The following is a 19,755-nucleotide window of genomic DNA, read 5'->3' as shown; positions in this document are numbered from 1 at the left end:
ACTGTTAAAAAAAGCCCGACGGTTTTGCCGCCGGGCTTTTTTCGTGTAAGCTGCGGAGAACCTGGAGGTTGAGAATGAGCGATATTACGAGAAAGGAACGCGCCATGGGCGCGATAGTCGGCATGTACATCGGCGACGCCCTCGGGCTGGGGCCGCACTGGTATTACGATCTTAATGAGCTGCGGGCGGCTTACGGTGATTGGATCAAGGACTATATGCCGCCCAAGCCCGGCTGGTACCATGACGGGTGCCTGGCCGGGGATGTCTCACAGACCGGGCAGGTATCCATGCTCCTGCTGGCTTCCCTGGCCGAGCGCGGAGAATACGATGAGGCCGATTTTACGGCGCGCCTGGATGGTTTCCTCGATACTCTGGACGGCACGCCCCATGGCGGAAGGTATACGGATATCGCCATGCGCGAGGTCTGGCAGGCGCGCAAGGGGGGCGTTCCGTGGGCCGAGGCGGGCGGATTGTCGGATTCGGGTGAGGCCGCCGTGCGCGGGGTCATGCTTGCCGCTCGTTATGCCGCAGACCCCCGCGGATTGGCCGCGCACGCCATGTCCAACATTCACCTGACTCACGCCGAACCCTTTGTGGCCGCGCAGTCGCTGGCCTTCATTCTGGCCGTTTGCAGGCTGATCCGGGGAAAGACGTTGGAAAATTCGGGCAAGTCCCTCATGGGGTGGGCTCAGAAGGAGGTGGACAGGGCGCTTATCGACGTATTCCTGCAACCGGGCCTGGTTCATCAGGCGGCGACGGATTTATCCATCAAGGTGGAGCCGCCGGAACGTATCGCCCAGATTTATGGCCTGGCCTGCCAACTCGGCTTCATGGTTCCTGCGGCGTATTGGCTGTCCAGCCGGTTTGCCGATTTCGAGACGGCGGTTCTTACGGCCGTGAACGGAGGCGGCAACAACATGGCGCGCGCCAGTCTGACCGGAGCGCTTTCCGGAGCGCTGGTCGGAATCGGCGGTATCCCGCAGCGGTTCATCGACGGCTTGCGCGACCGGGACGAGATACTCGCCAATGCGGAAAAAATTGCTTCTGTTCTGGATTAGTTAGCCGGAAAGGGATTGGCCCAGCCCGAGAGTGCTGATGGCGGTGAGCAGGGCGTTGTTCCTGAGCATCTGCATCCCCGGATTGTCTCCCTTGGCGGGCGTCGTGTTATTGTTGTGCGTCGTTTCCTTGGGGTCGATGCCCATGGACTGGTAGCTTTTTTCCCTTTCCTCCTCTTCTTTCTTGTCCGTTTTCCCGGGCATTTTGTCGGTCATTGAGGAGAGATGGGATTTGGTTTTGACGCCCGTGATCTTTTCGATTTCCTTTTCGATGTCGCGGATGCGTTCCTTTTGTTCGTCAGTGGGGCTTCCCTCGGCCATGGCCATGGTCTGGGCCAGGAGGTTTTGCAGGAAGATCACCCGGCGCTGTTCTTCCGGGGGCAGCTCCTTCTTGAACGACAGGGGAGACCCGGAGGTTTCATCGGTGTCCTCCGTGGCGGGCTGTTCGCCGACAGGCGAGATGTTCCGTGATTGACCGACCAGCCTGGCCGAACTGTTCGGCCACATGGTGGACATGTCCATTGATACGTTCATGCTAGCTCCTTGGGGAAAGATGTTCCCCCGTCGAAGCAATGCAGGAATCGTTCCGGGAAAAAACGTCCCAAAAACGATGCGGCCCGCTTGAAGCGGGCCGCGTTTTCAGTGAGTTAACGAATTTTCGAAGTGATGTTGTTCTTGATCCAGGAGCTGTCCCACCACTCGATGGGCTGGGTGGGAGTGCCCGCCACGATGATGCCGTAGTGCAGGTGGTCGCCGCCCGCCAGGCCGGTTGCTCCGGTATGGGCGATGATCTGTCCACGCGTGATCATGTCGCCGGGATGCACTTCAACGGACGAGAGATGGGCGTAGAGCGACTGTAGCCCGAGGCCGTGATCGAGGACCACCACGTTGCCGTAGATGCCAAGGAAGTCGGCGTAGACCACCCGTCCGTCGTTGCCCGCTGGGACCGGGGCTTGCTTGACGCTGGCGAGGTCCAGGCCGAGGTGGGTCTGGTGGTCCACCTTTTTGCCCTTGTACATGTAGTCGCGGGCGTCGGCGAAGCGGGCGCGGTTGGCCGCATTGGGCAGCCGGACGAACGGACCGGACCAGAGTATGGTCGGGCTGGTCTGGCGGCTGAACTCAACAAGCTTGGCCCGGTTTTCCTTGCGGATGGTGTTGTTGATGTAAAGGTATTGGTCGAGCAGAGAGCCCTGGTTGGGAACCAGTCCCTGGAATTCCGGGATGGTCTGCTCCATGAAGTTGTCGGACAGGTTGATGCTGTCCTGCCGGAAGGCGCGCGGGTTGGTGTGGTAGTTGAAAGACCGCTTCGCGCTGTTTCCGGCCACGTCCGAGGCGACGATGAACGGCTGGAAGTCCTTGGCCGACGTATCCCAGGGGTGGGCGAACAGGCAGTAATAGAGGAACTTGCCCTCGCCGCCGGGTTGCAGGTGGCCCGGGAAGAAGCGCTCGCCGACCTGGATGCCGGTGTTCGCGGCTTTCTCGCTCAGGGCATAGACCATCAGCCCGGCTCCGCCCTGGTTCAGGTTGTTGGTGGGGGACTCCACATAGATGCGGGGCGGGGTCAGGTCCAAAGAATAGACTTTTCCGATCTTGGTTACGCCTGCATCGCCGAAGGGGTACAGGGAAGCGTCCCTGGCCGTGATTTCGATGGAGAATTTCCCTTCCTTGAGGGTGCCCGCGCTCAGGGGAATGTCCTCCCGGACCTGCATGATGCCGCCGGGGTAGCTCTTGGCCGCCAGAGGAATGCGCGTGTCGCCCTGGACAGCGTAAATCTCCAGCGACTTCAGGCCGCTGCCCGGATCGTCTATCTGGACGGTCAGGGTGGATTCCTTGCCAAGCTGCTCCGTGTCCGGGGTGATGGACACCACCGGCGGAGTTGTGTCGCGGAAAATCATGAAGAGTCCGGCCGCAGTGGCCAGGAGGATGATGATGGCGAGAAGGCCGCCCAAGGGCAGCTTGCCGCCGCTTTTCTTTTTGGTCAATCTGGTATCTTTGCTCATGGTGCACAATCCTATGTGATTAATTCTAGACTATTTCTATAATAGACAGAGAGAGGACACAAGGGAAGAAGGCCTAAATCCGGAAGAGGACCGCCAATCTGTCGGAATACGAAGAAAAAAGCCGCATGTTGAGGTGCGGCTACGGTTTGTTCGGCCTGACGCCTCAGGCGTCCTGCTCCAGCCCCTCCATCAGGTTGATGGTCAGGCGCAGGAAGTCGGCTTCGGTGACGATGCCCACCAGCCCCCCGGCTTCGACGACGGGCAGGCAGCCGTATTTGTTGTTGAGTAGGAGACGCGCGGCCTTCTTCAGCGAGGTCTCGGGCTCTACCGAAACGATGTCCGCCCGCATGATCTCGCGGATGGGGATGCCGGAATCGATCTCCTTCTGCGTTTCCGGGTCGAGCCCGGCCAGTTTGGAGATGGTTGCGGACAGGATGTCCCGGTGGGTGATGAGCCCTGTGAAGACGTTGTCCACCGTGACGATGGGAATGTGCCGGATGCGTTGCAGGTCCATAAGCTCCCGCGCGGTGTGCAGGGAGTCGTTCTCCTTGAGGGAGAAGACCGGCGACGACATGAGGTCCTTCACCTTCAGCATAGCTCCTCCTGGGTCTAGTGATATCCTCCGCCAATGAAGGAAATGTGTCAAGATTTCTGCTCCCTTTTCGGGCATTCTTCGCCCCCCGAGTTGACTTGGGGGATAAAATCTGTTCAGCATCCCGCAGGTGTTTCCGTTCATGGCGCACCGTATCCCCAGGAGAGATGATGGTTGATCCGGTAAGGCTCAGGGAGCGCATGGTGCGTGACCAGATTCAGGCGCGCGGCGTGACGGACAAGCGCGTGCTTGCGGCCATGCGCGAACTGCCGCGCCACACGTTCGTCGAAGAGGCTCTGGCCTGCAAAGCCTATGGCGACGGGCCGCTGCCCATCGGCGAAGGGCAAACCATCTCCCAGCCGTATATCGTGGCGCTCATGTCCGAGCTGCTGCAGGTGGAGCCGGGCATGAAGGTGCTGGAGATCGGCACCGGGTCGGGCTATCAGGCCGCGGTCCTGGCGCATATGGGAGCCGATGTCTATACCGTGGAGCGCATCAAGAAACTTTTTCACGCCGCTCGCAAGCGGTTCATGGACATGCGCCTGTTCTCGGTCAAGCTCAAGCTTGATGACGGGACGATGGGGTGGCCCGAGGAGGCTCCTTTCGACAGGATCATCGTCACGGCGGGCGGTCCCGAAGTGCCTGGTCCGCTGGTGGACCAACTGGCCGATCCGGGCCGGATGCTTATCCCCGTCGGTGAGTCGCGCCGGAACCAGACCCTCATTCTGGTTGAGAAGAAGGACGGCCAGGTCACCCGCGAGGACAAGGGCGGCGTCGCCTTCGTGGACCTGGTGGGGAGCCACGGCTGGTAGGGGGCGGAATCGTGAGTGGGAGTCAGACGAATCTCAGGGCGGCGTTCATGGCCAGCCCCGGCCCGTGCAACCTGCGTGAGGCGGTCCTGTTGTGCCTCAAGGGCGTGTGCATGGGCGGGGCCGACATAATTCCCGGCGTGTCGGGCGGGACCATCGCTTTCATTACCGGCATCTACACCCAGTTGGTGGACGCCATCCGTTCGGTGGACGCGCTTTTCGTCCGGCGGTTGCTGCGCCTGGATTTCACGGGGGCGCTGGCCGAGGTGCATCTCCGTTTCCTGGCTTGTCTGCTGTTCGGCATTCTGGCCGCAGTGGTGAGCATGGCCGGTGTGATGAACTACATGCTCAATGTTCATCCTGTGGAGATATGGTCTCTGTTCTTCGGCCTCATCGCGGCCTCCATCTTCGTGGTCGGAAAAGAGATCAACCCCCTCAACGCCGTCAACGGCGTCCTGATCCTGCTCGGAGCGGCCGGCTGCTATTTCCTGGTGGGCATGATTCCCGTGTCCACCCCCGAGACCCTGTCCTTCATTTTTCTGTGCGGGGCCATCGCCATCTGCGCAATGATTTTGCCGGGCATCAGCGGGGCGTTTCTGCTGCTCATGCTGGGCAAGTATGAATACGTGACTCGGACCCTCAAGAATCCGTTTCTGTGGGATAATTTCGTGATTCTCGCGGTCTTCGCCGCGGGAGCCGTAGTGGGCATAGTCCTGTTTTCCAGGGTGCTGCATTACCTGCTGCACCGGTGGCACGCGGCCACGGTGTCCGTGCTGACCGGGTTCATGATAGGGGCTCTGCGAAAGGTTTGGCCCTGGAAAGAAGTCTTGGAATCGACGGTCATTCGTGGAAAGATACATGTCCTGCGCACGCAGAATGTCCTCCCCGACGCCTTTGACGGGGGAGTGGCTCTAGCCTTGGGGCTGTTCGTGGTGGGCGTGCTTGTCGTGATTGTTTTGGAGCGGTTGTCCAACCGCGCGAATTGAATAGGGTCTCCTTTGCGGGAGAAAGCAATAAAGAGAGAAGACAATATGAGTGAGTGCAGTTCGGGCTCCTGCGGAGGCGGGGGCGACGGCAAGATCAGCGCCAAAATGAAGATCCAGGATGAGATGATCCGGTCCACCCTGGAGAAGATCAAGTATAAGCTGTTCATCATGAGCGGGAAAGGCGGAGTGGGCAAAAGCTCCGTTTCCGTCAACGTGGCTGCGGCTCTGGCCGCCCGGGGTTTCAAGGTCGGTCTTCTGGACGTGGATATCCACGGTCCTTCGGTCCCGACCCTGCTGGGCATCTCCGGCACCCTTGATATCGACCGGGGCTCCCTGATCGTTCCCAAGGAGTACAACGAGAACCTTCACGTGGTGTCCATGGAGTCCCTGCTCAAGGACCCGGACCAGGCCGTGCTCTGGCGCGGTCCCATGAAGACGTCCGCCATCCGCCAGTTCATCTCCGATGTGCAGTGGGGCGCGCTTGATTTCCTGGTGGTCGATTCCCCTCCGGGCACCGGCGACGAGCCCATGACCGTGCTCAAGACCATTCCCGACGCCTTGTCCGTCGTGGTCACCACGCCTCAGGAAGTTTCCCTGTCCGATGTGCGCAAGTCCATCAACTTCCTGCAGTACGCCAAGGCCCCGATTCTTGGGGTGGTGGAGAACATGAGCGGGTTGATCTGTCCGCATTGCCATCAGGCCATCGACCTGTTCAAGAAGGGCGGCGGCAAGGACCTGGCCGAGAAGTACGGCCTGGATTTCCTCGGCGCCATTCCCCTGGATCCGGCCACGGTGGTGGCGGGCGACCTGGGGACCCCCGTGGTCTTGCTTGAAGAGGAATCCTTTGCCAAGAGCGCGTTCCTCAAGTTGGCGGACACCATCGCGACGGCCGCTCAGAACAGTTTAGAGGCTGCCTCGACCACAAACACATAAGGCGGGTGCGATGAATAAGAAGAAAGTTTTCAATCTCCCGAATTGCCTGACCATGGCTCGGATTCTGGCGGCTCCCTTTGTGGTGCTGTTGCTGTACTTCGAGATGTGGTTTCATTCCCGCTTCGGGTCATACTTCGCCTTCGCGTTGTTTTTCCTGGCCTGCGTCACGGATTACTTCGACGGCAAGATCGCCCGCGAACAGAACACCATCACCAACCTGGGCAAGTTCCTCGACCCTCTGGCCGACAAGCTGCTCATCTGTTCGGCTCTGATTATGCTTGTCAGGCTCGGACCGGGGTGGGGCGTACCCGCTTGGGTGGTGATAATCATCATCTGCAGGGAACTGGCCGTCACCGGAATGCGGGCCATCGCCGCGGAAATGGGCGAGGTCGTGGCCGCGGACAGGCTGGGCAAGGCCAAGACGCTGATCCAGTCGCTGGCCGTGGGCTTTTTGATCTTCCACTATCCCTTCTTCGGTTGGGATCCCCGGTTTACGGGCAAGGCGCTGCTGTATATAGCCCTTGTGCTGACCGTGGTGTCGGGCGGTCATTACCTGTACGACTTCTACAGGAAGTGGATCGGCTCTGCGGAAGAGGCCTAAGCCGCCGGAATTGGCCCGGGCAGGGCGGTCCGGGCGAGTCTAGAGTAAATCGAGAATCGCCCGCGCCGTCCGGCCGGATGCGTCCAACTCATTGCCGCCACAGAGGAAATTCCCTAATGACAGGGGGGCGGTAACATGGTAGTTTTCGGTACGGCATAATTGTTCAAGATTCCGAATAAAGGGTTACTACGCGAAGAGAGAAATATTAGAGATGCTTATGTCGGATTCCAGCTCGGTCAAACATCTTGTCCGCATAACCAACTGCCTCCAGACCATTCTCGATCTCGAGTCACAGCTGGAGCAGTTGGAAAACGGCCATTCCCTCCTGGACGAATTCGTCGTGCTCAAGTCGTTCCTCGAAAAGATCGACGAGATTGAGCTGAGCGAATCGGACGTGGAGCGAATCGAGACTGCGACATCGAACTTTCTCAAAGAATTGCAGGGACCTTTGTCTCGTCGGCAATCCCGGTCAAGGGCTGAGCGCAGGCTTCAGTAGTCATGCGCGGCAGACTTATCTTCGTGGCGCTGCTGGTCTGTATCAACCTGTTCCTGGTGACCCGGTTGATATGGAGCGACCAGGGAGTGTTCGCCTACCTGGAACTCAAGAACCGGTACGAGGTTCTGCGGCAGAAGATTGAGTCCGTGGACGCCAGGAGTCTGGATCTCAGTCAGGAGATTCGCAAGCTCAAATCGGACAAGGGGTATCAGGAGAAAGTCATTCGAGAGAGAATGAATTTTATCAAGAAAGACGAGCTGTTGTACATATTCCCGGACGAGAAGGACCAACCCCGCGGAGAAGGTGCCGATGTGCAAGAAAATTGAATGGTATCAGGAAGTTCTCTCCTTGGAGCCCGGCTCGCGGGTGTTTTTCCCTTTAGCCAAATTGTTCGTGGAGAACGGCCAGCCCGAAGACGCGGTCAAGACTTTGCGTCAGGGGTTGGACAGGCGTCCCGACTATCTTGAAGCGCGTATGCTTCTGGTGGAGCTCCTGACCGAGCTCGGGCGCGAGGACGAAGTGCTTGAGCAGTTGGAGCGGGTCATCAATCCCTTGCGGGATTATCCCGCGTTCTGGCGGGGCTGGGCCAGAAGCCTGCCTCCGGAACAGCGTGACCTGGCCGTTTATCTCATGCTGGTGGCCTCCAATCTTTCCGGCGACATCATCAAATGGACGGATGTGGTGTTCGAGGGTATCGGCACCCTGGCCGGTCGGCTCGTGGGCGCGCCGTTGCCCCCGCCGGCGGATTCCCCGCCGCCCTTCAAACTGCCCGAATTGATCCGTCCCGGTTTCGACGATGACGGCGAGCCGCGGGATTTCAAACCGTGCACCGGCTCGTTCAGGACCAAGACCATGGCCGACCTGCTCGCATCTCAGGGGGATGTCGAGGGGGCACTTGAAATCTATCGCGATTTGTTGCAATCAACCGTGTCCGACGAACGGCGTGCGGAATTGCAGGATCGGATCGTGCATCTTGAGCGTCGTCGGGATGGCCGAGGAGCTGACGGGGAAGGGGACGACGCCTTCGGCGCACAGTCCAAGGATCGGTTGATAAGCACTCTTGAGACCTTGGCCGCCAGGTTCGAGGCCCGGATTCAGGGCTAGGCGAAACAGTAATGGACGCCTGCCGCGCAGCGGTGCGGAACGTCCATGCATGAAAGCGGGAATATGCGATATTTTACTTTGATTCTCCTTGCCGCCGCGTTGTTGCTCGGCGGCTGCGGCATGTGGGACACCACTGCCGAGTACACCAAGGAAACCTGGCAGACCACGCGCGATTTCGTGGATCCTCCGCCGGTCATCGATACCGACAGCTATCAGTTCTCCAATCCCAATCAGGAAAAGCTGGCTAAACTTATTTCTCCTGTGGACGGGCCGCTGACCTCTCTGATCCGCTTCGTGAACGATACGGACACGTTGCCGGGCATTGACTGGCTCGACCTGCTTATGGCCCGTTTCCCTTGGGTTGACCGGGTTCTGGTCACTGACGAGGAAGGGACCATCATTTTCATGCAGCCCGACCTGCCTGTGAAGCGTATCAACAAGCCCCTGGTTTTCGAAGGGGTTTGGCGGCAGGTCAGCCTGCTTACCGTGGTGGATTATTCCGACCTCGGGCCGGAAATGTATATTGGGCGGCCGTATTTTGAAGATATTAAGTTCGGCGGACTGATCGGCGTGGGCTTCGATCCCAGGTCCCTCATGCGGCTGAGCCCGGACCCCCAATCGTTGATTATCATACACCCCGGGCACAATGTCTGGTCCCTGGGTGCCGATGTGGACAAGCAAGCCATGCTGGCCGTGGACTGGGATGATATTCTCAAGAGTAATGTCCATGGTCAGGTACAGGTTGGCAACCGTTATTATTCCTGGCTGACCCGTTATGTGGGCGAGGATCAATACGTCTACGCCACAGAGAGCGTGGACCCCAACGCAGAGGGAAGCTGGTGGCCGTTTTAGAGGCGCATAACAATCGAGGGGGCAAACAGATGTCGCAACAGGTAACCGTCACCGAGCATATACTTCTGCATCAGAAGATGGTGCCGGGGGCAACCGGCCAGTTTACGCGACTTTTCAATGAACTCGTTCTGTCCGCGAAAATCATCGGCCGCGCCGTGAACAAGGCCGGTCTGGTGGATATTCTCGGATTCACGGGCGATATCAATGTCCAGGGGGAAGAGGTCAAGAAGCTCGACGAGTATGCCAACCGCATACTCATTCACCGGCTGGCCCGGTCGGGCGTGCTTTGCGCCATGGCCTCGGAAGAGAACGCGGACATTATCGAGGTGCCCGAGTCCCTCCCGCGCGGCGATTATATCATCATCTTCGACCCGTTGGACGGTTCTTCCAACATCGACGTCAACGTCAATATCGGAACGATCTTTTCCATCTTCAAGCGCAAGAGCGATCCGGACGCCGCGCTGATGTCCAGCGACGTGCTTCAGAAGGGCAGCGAACAGGTGGCCGCGGGCTACGTGCTCTATGGCTCTTCTACCATGCTGGTCTTCACGTGCGGCGACGGCGTTCACGGCTTCACCCTCGACCCGAGCGTGGGCGAGTTCCTGCTTTCGCATCCGAACATCCGTATTCCGGAGCAAGGCAAGATCTATTCCGTCAACGAAGGGTACGAGCGCTATTGGGACCGCCACACCAAAAAGGCGCTGGCCTATTTCAAATCGCCCAAGAACGCTCTGCGCAAGCCGTATTCCGGCCGGTACATCGGTTCCCTGGTGGCGGATTTCCACCGAAATCTGCTTTACGGCGGCATTTTCATGTATCCCGCCGACCTGCGCGATCCCAAGAAGCCCACGGGCAAACTCCGGTTGACCTGCGAGTGCAATCCCATGGCCTTCCTCGCCGAGCAGGCGGGCGGCATGGCCGTGGACGGCGTCAACCGGATCATGGACATTGAGCCGGATCATCTGCATCAGCGCATCCCGTTCTTCTGCGGCTCTCGCAACGACGTCCAGGTGGTCCAGGAAATCTTCGAATCCGAGTCCCGGAGAAAGAAGAACCGCTAATGCTCATCCTTGGAATCGAGACCTCCTGCGACGAAACCGCCGTGGCCCTGGTCGAGGACGGTCGCCTGCTTGGTCAAAAGCTGGCGACCCAGGTGGATACGCATGCCCTGTTCGGCGGCGTGGTCCCCGAGATAGCCTCACGGGAGCATCTGCGCGTTCTGCCCAGGCTCTACAGGGAACTCCTGCGCGAGACCGGTGTGTCCGGTGAGAATCTCGACGGCGTGGCCGTGGCGCGCGGCCCGGGGCTGCTCGGCAGCCTGTTGGTGGGCGTGAGCTTCGCCAAGGGTCTTAGCCTGGCGTTCGGCGCGAACCTGATCGGGGTCAATCATCTTTGGGCGCATCTGCTCGCGCCCGGGCTGGAAGGGGAGCTGCGCTTCCCGGCTCTGGGTTTGCTGGTTTCGGGCGGGCACACGCACATCTACCTGATTTCTTCGCCCACGGAGTTCGAGCTGATGGGTCGTACCCTGGACGACGCCGCCGGGGAAGCGTTCGACAAGACGGCGAAAATGCTGAATTTCCCATATCCAGGCGGACGTTTTATCGACGACCTCGCGCAGGAGGCCGAGCCTGATACCGAGTTGTTTCCCCGGCCGTACATCGATAACCCGACCTTGGATTTCAGCTTCAGCGGCCTCAAGACGGCCGTGGCCAACCATGTGGCCGCCCATCCGGGGCTGGTGTTCGATACCATGGCCGGTCCGGAAGCCGTAGACGCGTTGCCTGCGGACCGGCGCAAAGCCCTGGCGAAGGTCTGCGCCTCCTTCAACTGGAGCGTGGCCGATACCTTGCGCATCAAGGTGGAGCGCGCTCTCAAGCGTGTGGGCCGGGTCAAGAGCCTCATTGTGGCCGGTGGGGTGGCCGCCAACACCGGCGTGCGCGCGGCCATGGCCGGCGTGGCCGAGGCCAACGGGCTTCGGCTGACCCTGCCGGGGCTTTCCCTGTGCACGGACAACGGGGCCATGATCGCCTATGCGGGCTGGCAGCTTGCCAAGGCCGGTTTTCGGCATGGGCTCGACCTCGAAGCGATACCCCGGGGTCGTATCGTCCCGCTTGACTGGAAACGGACGGTTCCCAACCCCGATTAGGCGTGAAAATTCCCGCCACTCCTTGACAGTTGGGTACATGCGGACCTATTTTAAATAAATTGCAAAAACAATTGCGGCATGGCGCCGCACCGGCCCGGCCGGTAGATGGAATACAACGGCCCACGGCCGAGCAAAAAAAGGAGATCTTCATGGCGAATCAGATTACCGACGGCACTTTTGAGCAGGACGTTCTGCAGAGCGACATCCCGGTTCTTATCGATTTCTGGGCGCCTTGGTGCGGACCCTGCCGCGCCATGGGTCCCGTCATCGACGAGCTGGCCGAGGAATTTGAAGGCCAGGTCAAGATCGTCAAGATGAACGTTGACGAGAACTCCGCAACTCCCGGCAAATATGGCATCCGCGCCATCCCGACCTTGATCCTGTTCAAGGGCGGCGAAGTCGTCGACCAGTCCACTGGTGCCGTTTCCAAGAGCAGCATCAAGGAAATGATCACGAAAAAGGCGCTGTAATTTATGGAATCTTATGACGCCGTAGTCATAGGGGGCGGCCCGGCAGGAATGACGGCTGCCCTTTATCTTTTACGGGCCGGAGTGAAAACCGCCATGGTCGAGAAGCTGTCCCCCGGCGGACAGGTTCTGATGACCTCGGAGATCGAGAACTACCCCGGCTTTCCGAAAGGCCTTCAGGGATGGGAGCTGGCGGACAAGTTTGCCAACCATCTTGAAGAGTACGACCTGCATCGCATCAACGACGAGGTCCGCTCCATCAAGGTGGGCTCCCCCTGGCATACCATCGTGACTGCCGAGGGAGAGGTCCGCGCCAAGACCGTCGTGCTGGCTACCGGTTCCCGGTACCGCAAGCTCAACGTGCCGGGCGAGGAACGGCTGATCGGACGGGGCGTCTCCTATTGCGCCCTGTGCGACGGCAATTTCTTTCGCGATCGGGATGTGGCCGTGATAGGCGGGGGCAACTCCGCTCTTGAAGAGGCCTTGTATCTGGCCCGCCTGGTGAACAAGGTCCACCTTATTCACCGACGCCAGGATTTTCGCGGTCAGGCCTGCTATCAGGACAAATGCTTTACGCATGAGAAGATCAAGATCATCCGCAACACCGTCGTGGATGAAATCCTGGGTGAAAGCGACGTGGAAGCCTTGGCTTTGCGGAACGTCGAAAACGGTGAGCTGTCCAGGCTTGATCTCGACGGAGTGTTTATCTTCATCGGTTTCGAGCCGATCGTCGACTTCGTTCCCGAAGACATCAAAATGGATCGCAACGGCGTCATAACCGATGTGGAGATGCGCACAAACGTTCCGGGCATTTTCGCCGCCGGCGACATCCGATCCAAGATGTGCCGCCAGGTGGCTTCCGCCGTGGGCGACGGGGCGACCGCCGCTACCGCCGCCTTTTCCTATCTTGAGCAATTGGACTAGGAGTCCCCATGCGTCGAATACTGGCCCCCGTCCTTGTCGTCGTCCTGTTGTCCCTTGCCGGGTGCATCTGGATCGACAGCTATTTCCTGCCTCCGCCCGAGGATACGGCTCAGGAGCTGTATGAAGCGGGCATGGCGGCCATGGATGAGAAGGACTACGGCGACGCCCAGGAGTACTTTTCGAAACTGAAGGACCGCTTCCCGTTCAGCCCGTATTCCCTCAAGGGCGAGCTGTCCTTGGGCGACGCCTATTTCTTGGATGAGGAATACATGCTCGCCCTGGACGCCTACAAGGAATTCGAGGCGCTGCACCCCAGCAACGAAAATATCCCCTACGTGCTCTATCAGATCGCCAACGCGAACGTGAGCATGTTCAAGACCATCGACAGGCGGCAGGAGAACATCAAGGAGGCGCTGGAATATCTCTACAGGCTTGTGGAGACCTATCCGGAGTCCAAGTATGCCGACGCGGCCAAGACGATGATCCTCAAAAGCCGCCGTATCCTGGCCGAGCATGAAATCTTCGTGGCCGACTTTTTCTGGCGCACGGAGCAGTTCGGTCCGGCCTGGCACCGTTATCAATACGTGGTGGAGAATTTTTCGGACATCCCCGATCTTCGCGATTACGCCGTGAAACGGGCCGAATATTCCTACTTCGAATATCAGAAGACCCTGTCCGAGGAAGAGCGCGCGCGCATCCAGGGAAGTTGGAAGCGCTGGCTCAAGCAGTGGCTCTAGGCCGCCGCCAACCCTTCAGCAACTGGCTGCTCCCATGTCCGACCCGGTGTTTTCCCTTTCCGACTTGATTGGCGAGTCTCAGGTTGACGATTCCCTTTTCGCGGAGGCCTACGGGCTTTCCGCGGACGGGGAGCGCGCCCTGATGAAGACCTGCATCGCACGGTTGTACGATTGGTACGGCCCGCGCAAGGATACGGCCGGACAGGTCTCCACGCGCTGGCGCGGCGGGTTTGATTCGGTCAGCCGGTTCCGGCCGGTGGATTTCGCCCTGGTCCTGTTTGACGAGTCCTTCGTCTCTCCGGCCCGGCTGCTTGCCGCGCTTGTTCCGGCCATCGCCTGCGGGGTCGGGAACATTCTGGCGGTGCGTCTGGACGGAAAGGGGAATTGGCCGCATCCTTTGCTCACCGCAATGGAGTTGGCAGGGCAGGAGTTGGCCGCCGATCTTTCGGCGGAGCGGGTGGCCGGGTTGCTTCGCGATCTGGCCGGGACGGGCGCTACCGGCGTGGTCCTCGATCTGGCCGGAAGACCGGATGTCTGTCCCGACATGAGCCGACTGGCCGTCTACAGGCCGCTTTTTGATTGCAGCGGCTCGATTTTCCTGGATGGGGAAGAGGATTTCGACCTCGAAGCCCTGTCCTTCGCCCAGCCCGACATCGCGTTTACGGTGTTTGGCGCCGATGTTCCCCTGCCTGAAGGGTTCGCCCGGGGCGGGGCGGACTTTGCGGCGTTCCTGGACGATGTCCGGGATGTGGCCGTGGTTCCCGCGGACCGGATAGACGACGCCCTCGACAAGGCCCGTCTGGTGTTGGGCCCCGGTCAGGAAGGGTGCTGGGTGTGGCCGGATTTGCATCCCGGATTTTTCCTTTTTCACCGTACCGCCTGGACCCTCGGAGACTGAACGTGAGCAAGAGCAACGCCCCCTCGGCGAAGGTTCTCGGCAACCTCCGCAATATCGGCATCATCGCGCATATCGACGCCGGAAAGACCACGCTGTCGGAACGGATTCTTTATTACTCCGGTAAGATTCACCGCATTGGCGAAGTCCATGAAGGCACGGCCACCATGGATTACATGCCCGAGGAGCAGGAACGCGGCATTACCATCACCTCGGCCGTGACATCCTGTCAGTGGGACCCGTGCATGATTAACATCATCGACACGCCGGGCCACGTGGATTTCACGATCGAGGTGGAACGTTCCCTGCGCGTGCTTGACGGGGCCGTGGGCGTATTTTGCGGGGTCAGCGGCGTGGAGCCGCAGTCCGAAACGGTCTGGCGTCAATCCGAGTCCTACAATGTGCCCAAGCTCGCCTTCGTCAACAAGATGGATCGCCTGGGCGCGAATTTTGAAGGCGTGCTCGATTCCATGGTCCGCAAGCTGCGGACCAACCCCGTGGCCGTCCAGTATCCCGACGGCGAGGGCCAGGAGTTTTCCGGCGTGTTCGATCTCGTTACCATGGAGCGACTGGAGTTCGACCAGTCCACCAACGGAGTCGAGTACACGCGGCGCGCTGTGACCGGGGAAGAGGCCGATCGCCTTTCGGCGTGGCGTGAGAAGCTCATCGAGGCTGCCGCGGAAGAGGATGAGGAAATACTCGATCTCTACCTGTCCGGCGAGGATGTGCCTGCCGACAGGATGCACGCGGCCCTGCGCAAGGGCACTCTGTCCCGTCGGTTCGTTCCCGTGCTGGTCGGTTCCGCGCTCAAGAATATCGGCGTGCAGCCGGTGCTGGACGCGGTATGCCGGTATCTTCCCAGTCCGCTGGACGTGCCGCCCGCCACTGGAGTGGACCCGGTCACGCATACGAAGAAGCATTTCGAAGTCTCGTCCAAGGAGCCTTTGTCCGCCCTGGTATTCAAGGTGGCCATGGATTCCGGGCGCAAGCTTGCCATGATGCGCATTTATTCCGGCCGCATCGACGCGGGTGAGGCCGTCTACAACGTCACCCAGGACCAGGACGAGCGTGTGGCGAGGCTGTTCCGTCTGCACGCAGGCCGCAAGGAAAAGATCGATTCCGCGTTCGCGGGCGACATGGTGGCCGCTGCGGGCATGAAGTTCGCCCGCACTGGCGACACCCTGTGCGACAGGTCGTCGCCGATCATCCTTGAGCAGATCGCCAACTACAAGCCGGTTATCTCCCTGGCCATCGAGCCTCGGAATACCGAGGAAGGCGAAAAGCTCGACGAAGTGCTGGAAAAGTATCTCCTGGAAGATCCGACCCTGGACCTCCAACATGACGAGGACACGGGCCAGATCATTTTGTCCGGCATGGGCGAGCTGCATCTGGAGGTCATTCTGGAACGCCTTCGCCGTGAGTACCGTCTCGAACCGCGCGCGGGCAAGCCGCAGGTCGTCTACCAGGAAACCATAGCCGCCAAGGCCACGGGCAGGGGCGAGTTCAACCGCGAGTTGGGCGAGGTCATGCATTTCGGCGCGGTGGAGCTTTCGGTGGAGCCGCTTGAGCGCGGCAAGGAGCGGTCCATATCCTTTGAGGTGGATACCGAGGCGTGGCCCGCAGCCTGGCTCGAAGCGGTGGAGGACGGCATCACCGACGGCCTTCAGAGCGGCGTGATACGGGGCTACCCTGTGCAGAACGTCCGCGTGCGGGTCCTCGGCATTGAGCGGCGGGAAGGCGAGTCCAGTCCGGTGGGCTACCGCATGGCGTCGGCCATGGCCTTGAAAGAGGCGTTGGCCCATGCCGATCCCAAGCTCATGGAACCCATCATGTGGGTGGAGATAAGCGTGCCCGAGGAGTTCGTCGGCGAAGTGGTCGGCCTGCTCGGCTCCAAGGGAGCAAAGATCGAGAACATGATCGATCGGGCCGGACTCAAGGTCGTCCAGGGACTCGCTCCGCTCGGCAAGTTGTTCGGTTTTTCCACGGACCTTCGCTCGTCCACGCAGGGAAGGGCCGGGTTCATGATGAAATTTTCACGTTTTGACGTCCTGGAGTAAGTCTTGACTCAGGAGAATCTCCGCCGGACGCCTTCCACGGACAAGCCGCCCAGGAAATCCTTCCGAGATAGGTGGAGCGGCAGCAAACGCTGGATGCGGTACTGGTATCTGCGTCTGATGCGCCAGAATTCGTCGCCCAAGAACCTGGCCGCCGCCTGCGCGCTCGGCATGTTCATCGGAGCGATGCCCATCATACCGTTTCAGTCCGTGGTGGTCATCGCCCTGGCGTTCGTCCTGCGGGTCAACAAGCTGGCCGCCTGGCTGGCCACCTGTTATTCCAACGCCGCCACAATGGTTCCGTTCTATTATTTCCTCTTCGAGGTGGGCAAGATCGTCATGCCGTTCGAGAACGTGGCTTTCGATCCCGACAAACTCAGGATGGTCGACATGATCCATGCGGGCTGGCAGGTCTTCGGGGTCATGTTTGCGGGCGGGTTGGCCTTCGGCATTCCGGCCACCATCATCACCTATTTCGTCTCCCTGTTCGCCATCCGCCGCTATCGCAGACGGCGGGCCATCCGCGTGCTGCGCAAGCGCGAGGGGTAATCCGGCGCATTCCGCCTTTTCCCGTTCGCCGAACCGTTCGGACGTTTGCTGCCAAGCCTCGTGAGGGGCGGGGAGGGCCTTTTCTTGTGCGCGGCAAAGGGGACATTCGTTCCGCTTCGCCATGGAGGTCAGCCGCGCCGATGGCGGGTCGTCTTTGCGGAAAGAATATAATGGTCTATTCCGTTCTTTCCGGGTGATATACTGTCAGTGCGCCGCCAAGGGCAATCCATCCGGTTCATGCCGGTTTTCGAATTCCAGTCTGACGCAAGGAGAGCTGCGGGATGTCGGGAGACGACCTGAACAGGCAGATATTCAAGGAAGAAGCCTACGATCTCCTGATCGAGCTTGAAGGAGCCCTTCTCGAATTGGAGGAGGCTCCCGAAGATATGGATTTGGTCAACCGGATTTTCCGGGCGTTGCACACCATCAAGGGTTCCGGTTCCATGTTCGGGTTCGAGGAGATCGCCGCATTCACCCATGAGGTGGAAACGGTCTTCGACATGGTGCGCAACGGCGACGTGCGGGCTACTCCGGTTCTGTGCGGCCTGGCCTTGCGCTCCCGCGATCAGATTCGGGCCATGCTCGACGCCGAGGACGATGAGCCGGTGGCCCCGGAGGCCATGCAGGCCATTCTCGACGGACTTCGGGCGTTTGTCGAAGGGGATGCCGGGAGTGACGGCGGGGAAGTCCCGTCTCAAGAGCCGGAGTCCGATTCAGGCTTTTTGGAGGCCGAACCTTCTATTGCCGAAGGGACGTTGCCCGTCACGGAAGGCCAAGGGGCGCTCCGCCGCTATGCCGTCACCCTCCGTCCCGCCGGGGCTCCTGTCGATGTCGACGCTGTGGAAGGCTTTTTTGACGAGTTGGAGCGTTTGGGAACTCTCAAGGTCGAATCCGCCCATGGCGATACCGGCAACGGCTGGGAATTGACCATTGAGACCGAAGCGTCCAGGGATGATGTCCAGGATGTTTTTTTCTTTTTGGATGCGGAGTTGAAGATTGAGGTCGTTGAGGATGCACGGCTTCCCGAGTTGGCCTTGATCGCCCTCGATGATGATCTTCTCCCTTCGCCTGAGCCCGTGACGGCGGAATCCGCGTTGCCGGAACCGCCTCCGGCCGCAACGCAATGCGCCCCCTCCGATGCCGGGTTGTTTTCTTCGGACGAAGAGGATTCGGTGCATATCCCCATGCTTGGCGAGATGCTCGTGCAGAGCGGCGATTTGACCTATGCGGACGTGGCCGAAGCGTTGAACATCCAGATGGACGGCCTGGACAAGCCGATCGGCATGATCCTGAGCGAATCGGGCAAGGTCGCTCCGGAAAAGGTCGACATGGCGGTCAAGCGGCAGGACGAGGCTCGTGACAGGGCTGCCGGAAAGAAGCGCAACGAAGCGTTGGGCAGTATTAGAGTGGCGGCGGAAAAGCTCGATTATCTTGTGGACCTGGTGGGTGAGCTGGTCATCGTACAGGCGCAGATAACCCAGGTCGTCAGCGAACGGCACGACTCCGCCCTGACGCTTCTGGCCGAGGAACTGGAGCGGTTGAGCGACGAGTTGCGCGATTCAACCCTGGGCATCCGCATGTTGCCCATCGGCACATCCTTCAGCAAGTTCCGTCGGCTGGTGCGCGATCTTTCGGCGGACCTGGGCAAGCAGATATCCCTGTCCACCAGCGGCGCGGAGACGGAGCTGGATAAGACGGTCATCGAACGGCTCGGGGACCCTCTGGTTCATCTCCTTCGTAATTCCATCGACCACGGCATCGAGCTTCCGGATGAGCGAGCGGCCAAGGGCAAGCCGCCGCAGGGCAAGATCACGCTCTCGGCCGAGCATTCCGGCGGCGAGGTGCTCATCCGCATTGTCGACGACGGCAAGGGAATGAGCAGCGAGATGATCCGCGAGAAGGGCATTGAGCGCGGATTGATTTCCAAGGATGCCGAACTGAGCGGGAAGGAACTGCTCAAGCTCATCTTCGAACCCGGTTTTTCCACCGCCGAGGCCGTGACCAGCGTGTCCGGCCGGGGCGTGGGCATGGATGTCGTGAAGCGGGCCATCGATTCACTGCGCGGGCTCATCGACATCGATTCCAAGCCGGATGTGGGCACCACCATCACCATCCGGCTGCCTCTGACCCTGGCCATCATCGACGGCTTCCAGGTCCGGGTGGAGGACGAGTACTACGTCATTCCCCTGACTCTGGTGGAGGAATGCGTGGAGCTGTCCCGCAGTGACGTTGAGGAGTCCGGTTCCGGGCAGCGTATCCTGTATTTGCGCGGGGAAATCGTCCCTTACATCCATATTCGCGAGTGGTTCAACGTAGAAGGCGAGAACCCTCCCATCGAGCAAATCGTCATCTGCGGCGTGGAGGGAAGCCGCGTCGGCATCGTGGTGGACACCGTCATCGGCGAGCATCAGACGGTCATCAAGAGTCTCGGCCGCGTGTACAAGGACGTGGAAGGCATCTCGGGCGCGACCATCAAGGGGGATGGCTCCATCGCGCTTATCCTGGATGTGCCCAGCCTGGTTCGCAGAGTCGTCGCGGAATCCCGATAGTATTTT

The 19,755-nt window shown here is 60.1% G+C and carries 21 protein-coding genes; 18 read left to right on the top strand and 3 right to left on the bottom strand.

Annotated elements, in window-relative coordinates:
- Positions 1 to 74: 74 nt before the first annotated feature.
- Positions 75 to 1,058, top strand: coding sequence for an ADP-ribosylglycohydrolase family protein (locus PSN43_RS06925; protein WP_272699992.1), 984 nt, complete (start codon positions 75 to 77; stop codon positions 1,056 to 1,058).
- Here the strand turns inward: PSN43_RS06925 and PSN43_RS06920 are convergent, their stop codons facing one another.
- The 3 genes from PSN43_RS06920 to PSN43_RS06910 form a co-directional block, all read right to left on the bottom strand.
- Positions 1,059 to 1,589, bottom strand: coding sequence for a hypothetical protein (locus tag PSN43_RS06920; protein WP_272699991.1), 531 nt, complete (start codon positions 1,587 to 1,589; stop codon positions 1,059 to 1,061). It abuts the gene before it with no gap.
- 113 nt (positions 1,590 to 1,702) lie between these two features.
- Positions 1,703 to 3,055 carry a M23 family metallopeptidase gene (locus tag PSN43_RS06915; protein ID WP_272699990.1) on the bottom strand — a complete coding sequence of 451 codons (1,353 nt, stop codon included), beginning with the start codon at positions 3,053 to 3,055 and terminating at the stop codon, positions 1,703 to 1,705.
- Between the two features lie 163 nt (positions 3,056 to 3,218).
- The gene (locus PSN43_RS06910; protein ID WP_272699989.1) at positions 3,219 to 3,650 is read right to left on the bottom strand and encodes a CBS domain-containing protein; all 432 of its coding nucleotides are present in this window, start codon (positions 3,648 to 3,650) and stop codon (positions 3,219 to 3,221) included.
- 164 nt (positions 3,651 to 3,814) lie between these two features.
- Here PSN43_RS06910 and PSN43_RS06905 point away from each other — a divergent pair, with 164 nt between their 5' ends.
- The 17 genes from PSN43_RS06905 to PSN43_RS06825 all read left to right on the top strand — a co-directional run bounded on the left by PSN43_RS06905 (position 3,815) and on the right by PSN43_RS06825 (position 19,749).
- On the top strand, positions 3,815 to 4,459 hold the full coding sequence (locus PSN43_RS06905; protein ID WP_272699988.1) for a protein-L-isoaspartate(D-aspartate) O-methyltransferase: 645 nt from the start codon (positions 3,815 to 3,817) through the stop codon (positions 4,457 to 4,459).
- A gap of 11 nt (positions 4,460 to 4,470) precedes the next feature.
- Positions 4,471 to 5,442 (top strand): DUF368 domain-containing protein, encoded by a 972-nt coding sequence (locus tag PSN43_RS06900; RefSeq protein WP_272699987.1) that lies wholly within the window; start codon positions 4,471 to 4,473, stop codon positions 5,440 to 5,442.
- A 45-nt stretch (positions 5,443 to 5,487) separates the two neighbouring features.
- Positions 5,488 to 6,375 (top strand): Mrp/NBP35 family ATP-binding protein, encoded by an 888-nt coding sequence (locus PSN43_RS06895; protein WP_272699986.1) that lies wholly within the window; start codon positions 5,488 to 5,490, stop codon positions 6,373 to 6,375.
- A gap of 10 nt (positions 6,376 to 6,385) precedes the next feature.
- Positions 6,386 to 6,976, top strand: coding sequence for a CDP-diacylglycerol--glycerol-3-phosphate 3-phosphatidyltransferase (gene pgsA, locus PSN43_RS06890; protein WP_272699985.1), 591 nt, complete (start codon positions 6,386 to 6,388; stop codon positions 6,974 to 6,976).
- A 217-nt stretch (positions 6,977 to 7,193) separates the two neighbouring features.
- Complete coding sequence (locus tag PSN43_RS06885) at positions 7,194 to 7,472, top strand: hypothetical protein (protein WP_272699984.1); 279 nt, start codon at positions 7,194 to 7,196, stop codon at positions 7,470 to 7,472.
- 2 nt (positions 7,473 to 7,474) lie between these two features.
- Positions 7,475 to 7,798: an FtsB family cell division protein gene (locus tag PSN43_RS06880; protein ID WP_272699983.1), complete on the top strand. Its 324-nt coding sequence runs from the start codon at positions 7,475 to 7,477 to the stop codon at positions 7,796 to 7,798.
- Positions 7,782 to 8,576: a tetratricopeptide repeat protein gene (locus tag PSN43_RS06875; RefSeq protein WP_272699982.1), complete on the top strand. Its 795-nt coding sequence runs from the start codon at positions 7,782 to 7,784 to the stop codon at positions 8,574 to 8,576. Before PSN43_RS06880 ends, PSN43_RS06875 begins: the two co-directional genes overlap by 17 nt.
- A 63-nt stretch (positions 8,577 to 8,639) precedes the next feature.
- A complete protein-coding gene (locus tag PSN43_RS06870; protein ID WP_272699981.1) occupies positions 8,640 to 9,428 on the top strand; it encodes a hypothetical protein in 789 nt (262 codons plus the stop codon).
- Between the two features lie 29 nt (positions 9,429 to 9,457).
- On the top strand, positions 9,458 to 10,489 hold the full coding sequence (gene fbp / locus PSN43_RS06865; RefSeq protein ID WP_272699980.1) for a class 1 fructose-bisphosphatase: 1,032 nt from the start codon (positions 9,458 to 9,460) through the stop codon (positions 10,487 to 10,489).
- Entirely contained in the window at positions 10,489 to 11,574 is a 1,086-nt protein-coding gene (tsaD, locus tag PSN43_RS06860; protein ID WP_272699979.1) for a tRNA (adenosine(37)-N6)-threonylcarbamoyltransferase complex transferase subunit TsaD, read from the top strand. Before fbp ends, tsaD begins: the two co-directional genes overlap by 1 nt.
- A 149-nt stretch (positions 11,575 to 11,723) precedes the next feature.
- The gene (gene trxA / locus PSN43_RS06855; RefSeq protein ID WP_269943162.1) at positions 11,724 to 12,044 is read left to right on the top strand and encodes a thioredoxin; all 321 of its coding nucleotides are present in this window, start codon (positions 11,724 to 11,726) and stop codon (positions 12,042 to 12,044) included.
- Positions 12,045 to 12,047: 3 nt separating this feature from the next.
- Positions 12,048 to 12,965, top strand: a complete 918-nt coding sequence (gene trxB, locus PSN43_RS06850; RefSeq protein WP_272699978.1) for a thioredoxin-disulfide reductase — start codon at positions 12,048 to 12,050, stop codon at positions 12,963 to 12,965.
- 8 nt (positions 12,966 to 12,973) lie between these two features.
- Positions 12,974 to 13,702 carry an outer membrane protein assembly factor BamD gene (locus tag PSN43_RS06845; protein WP_272699977.1) on the top strand — a complete coding sequence of 243 codons (729 nt, stop codon included), beginning with the start codon at positions 12,974 to 12,976 and terminating at the stop codon, positions 13,700 to 13,702.
- Between the two features lie 34 nt (positions 13,703 to 13,736).
- On the top strand, positions 13,737 to 14,600 hold the full coding sequence (locus PSN43_RS06840) for a hypothetical protein (RefSeq protein WP_272699976.1): 864 nt from the start codon (positions 13,737 to 13,739) through the stop codon (positions 14,598 to 14,600).
- Between the two features lie 2 nt (positions 14,601 to 14,602).
- A complete protein-coding gene (gene fusA, locus PSN43_RS06835) occupies positions 14,603 to 16,654 on the top strand; it encodes an elongation factor G (RefSeq protein ID WP_272699975.1) in 2,052 nt (683 codons plus the stop codon).
- Positions 16,655 to 16,657: 3 nt separating this feature from the next.
- Entirely contained in the window at positions 16,658 to 17,200 is a 543-nt protein-coding gene (locus tag PSN43_RS06830; RefSeq protein ID WP_272699974.1) for a DUF2062 domain-containing protein, read from the top strand.
- Between the two features lie 281 nt (positions 17,201 to 17,481).
- On the top strand, positions 17,482 to 19,749 hold the full coding sequence (locus tag PSN43_RS06825; RefSeq protein ID WP_272699973.1) for a chemotaxis protein CheA: 2,268 nt from the start codon (positions 17,482 to 17,484) through the stop codon (positions 19,747 to 19,749).
- The last annotated feature ends 6 nt before the right edge of the window (positions 19,750 to 19,755 follow it).

Origin of the sequence: Desulfovibrio sp. Fe33 (assembly GCF_028532725.1) — a bacterium.
Classification (GTDB): Bacteria; Desulfobacterota; Desulfovibrionia; order Desulfovibrionales; family Desulfovibrionaceae; genus Pseudodesulfovibrio.
The sequence above is the reverse complement of the archived record's forward strand: the minus strand, read 5'-3'. Positions and strand labels throughout refer to the sequence as shown.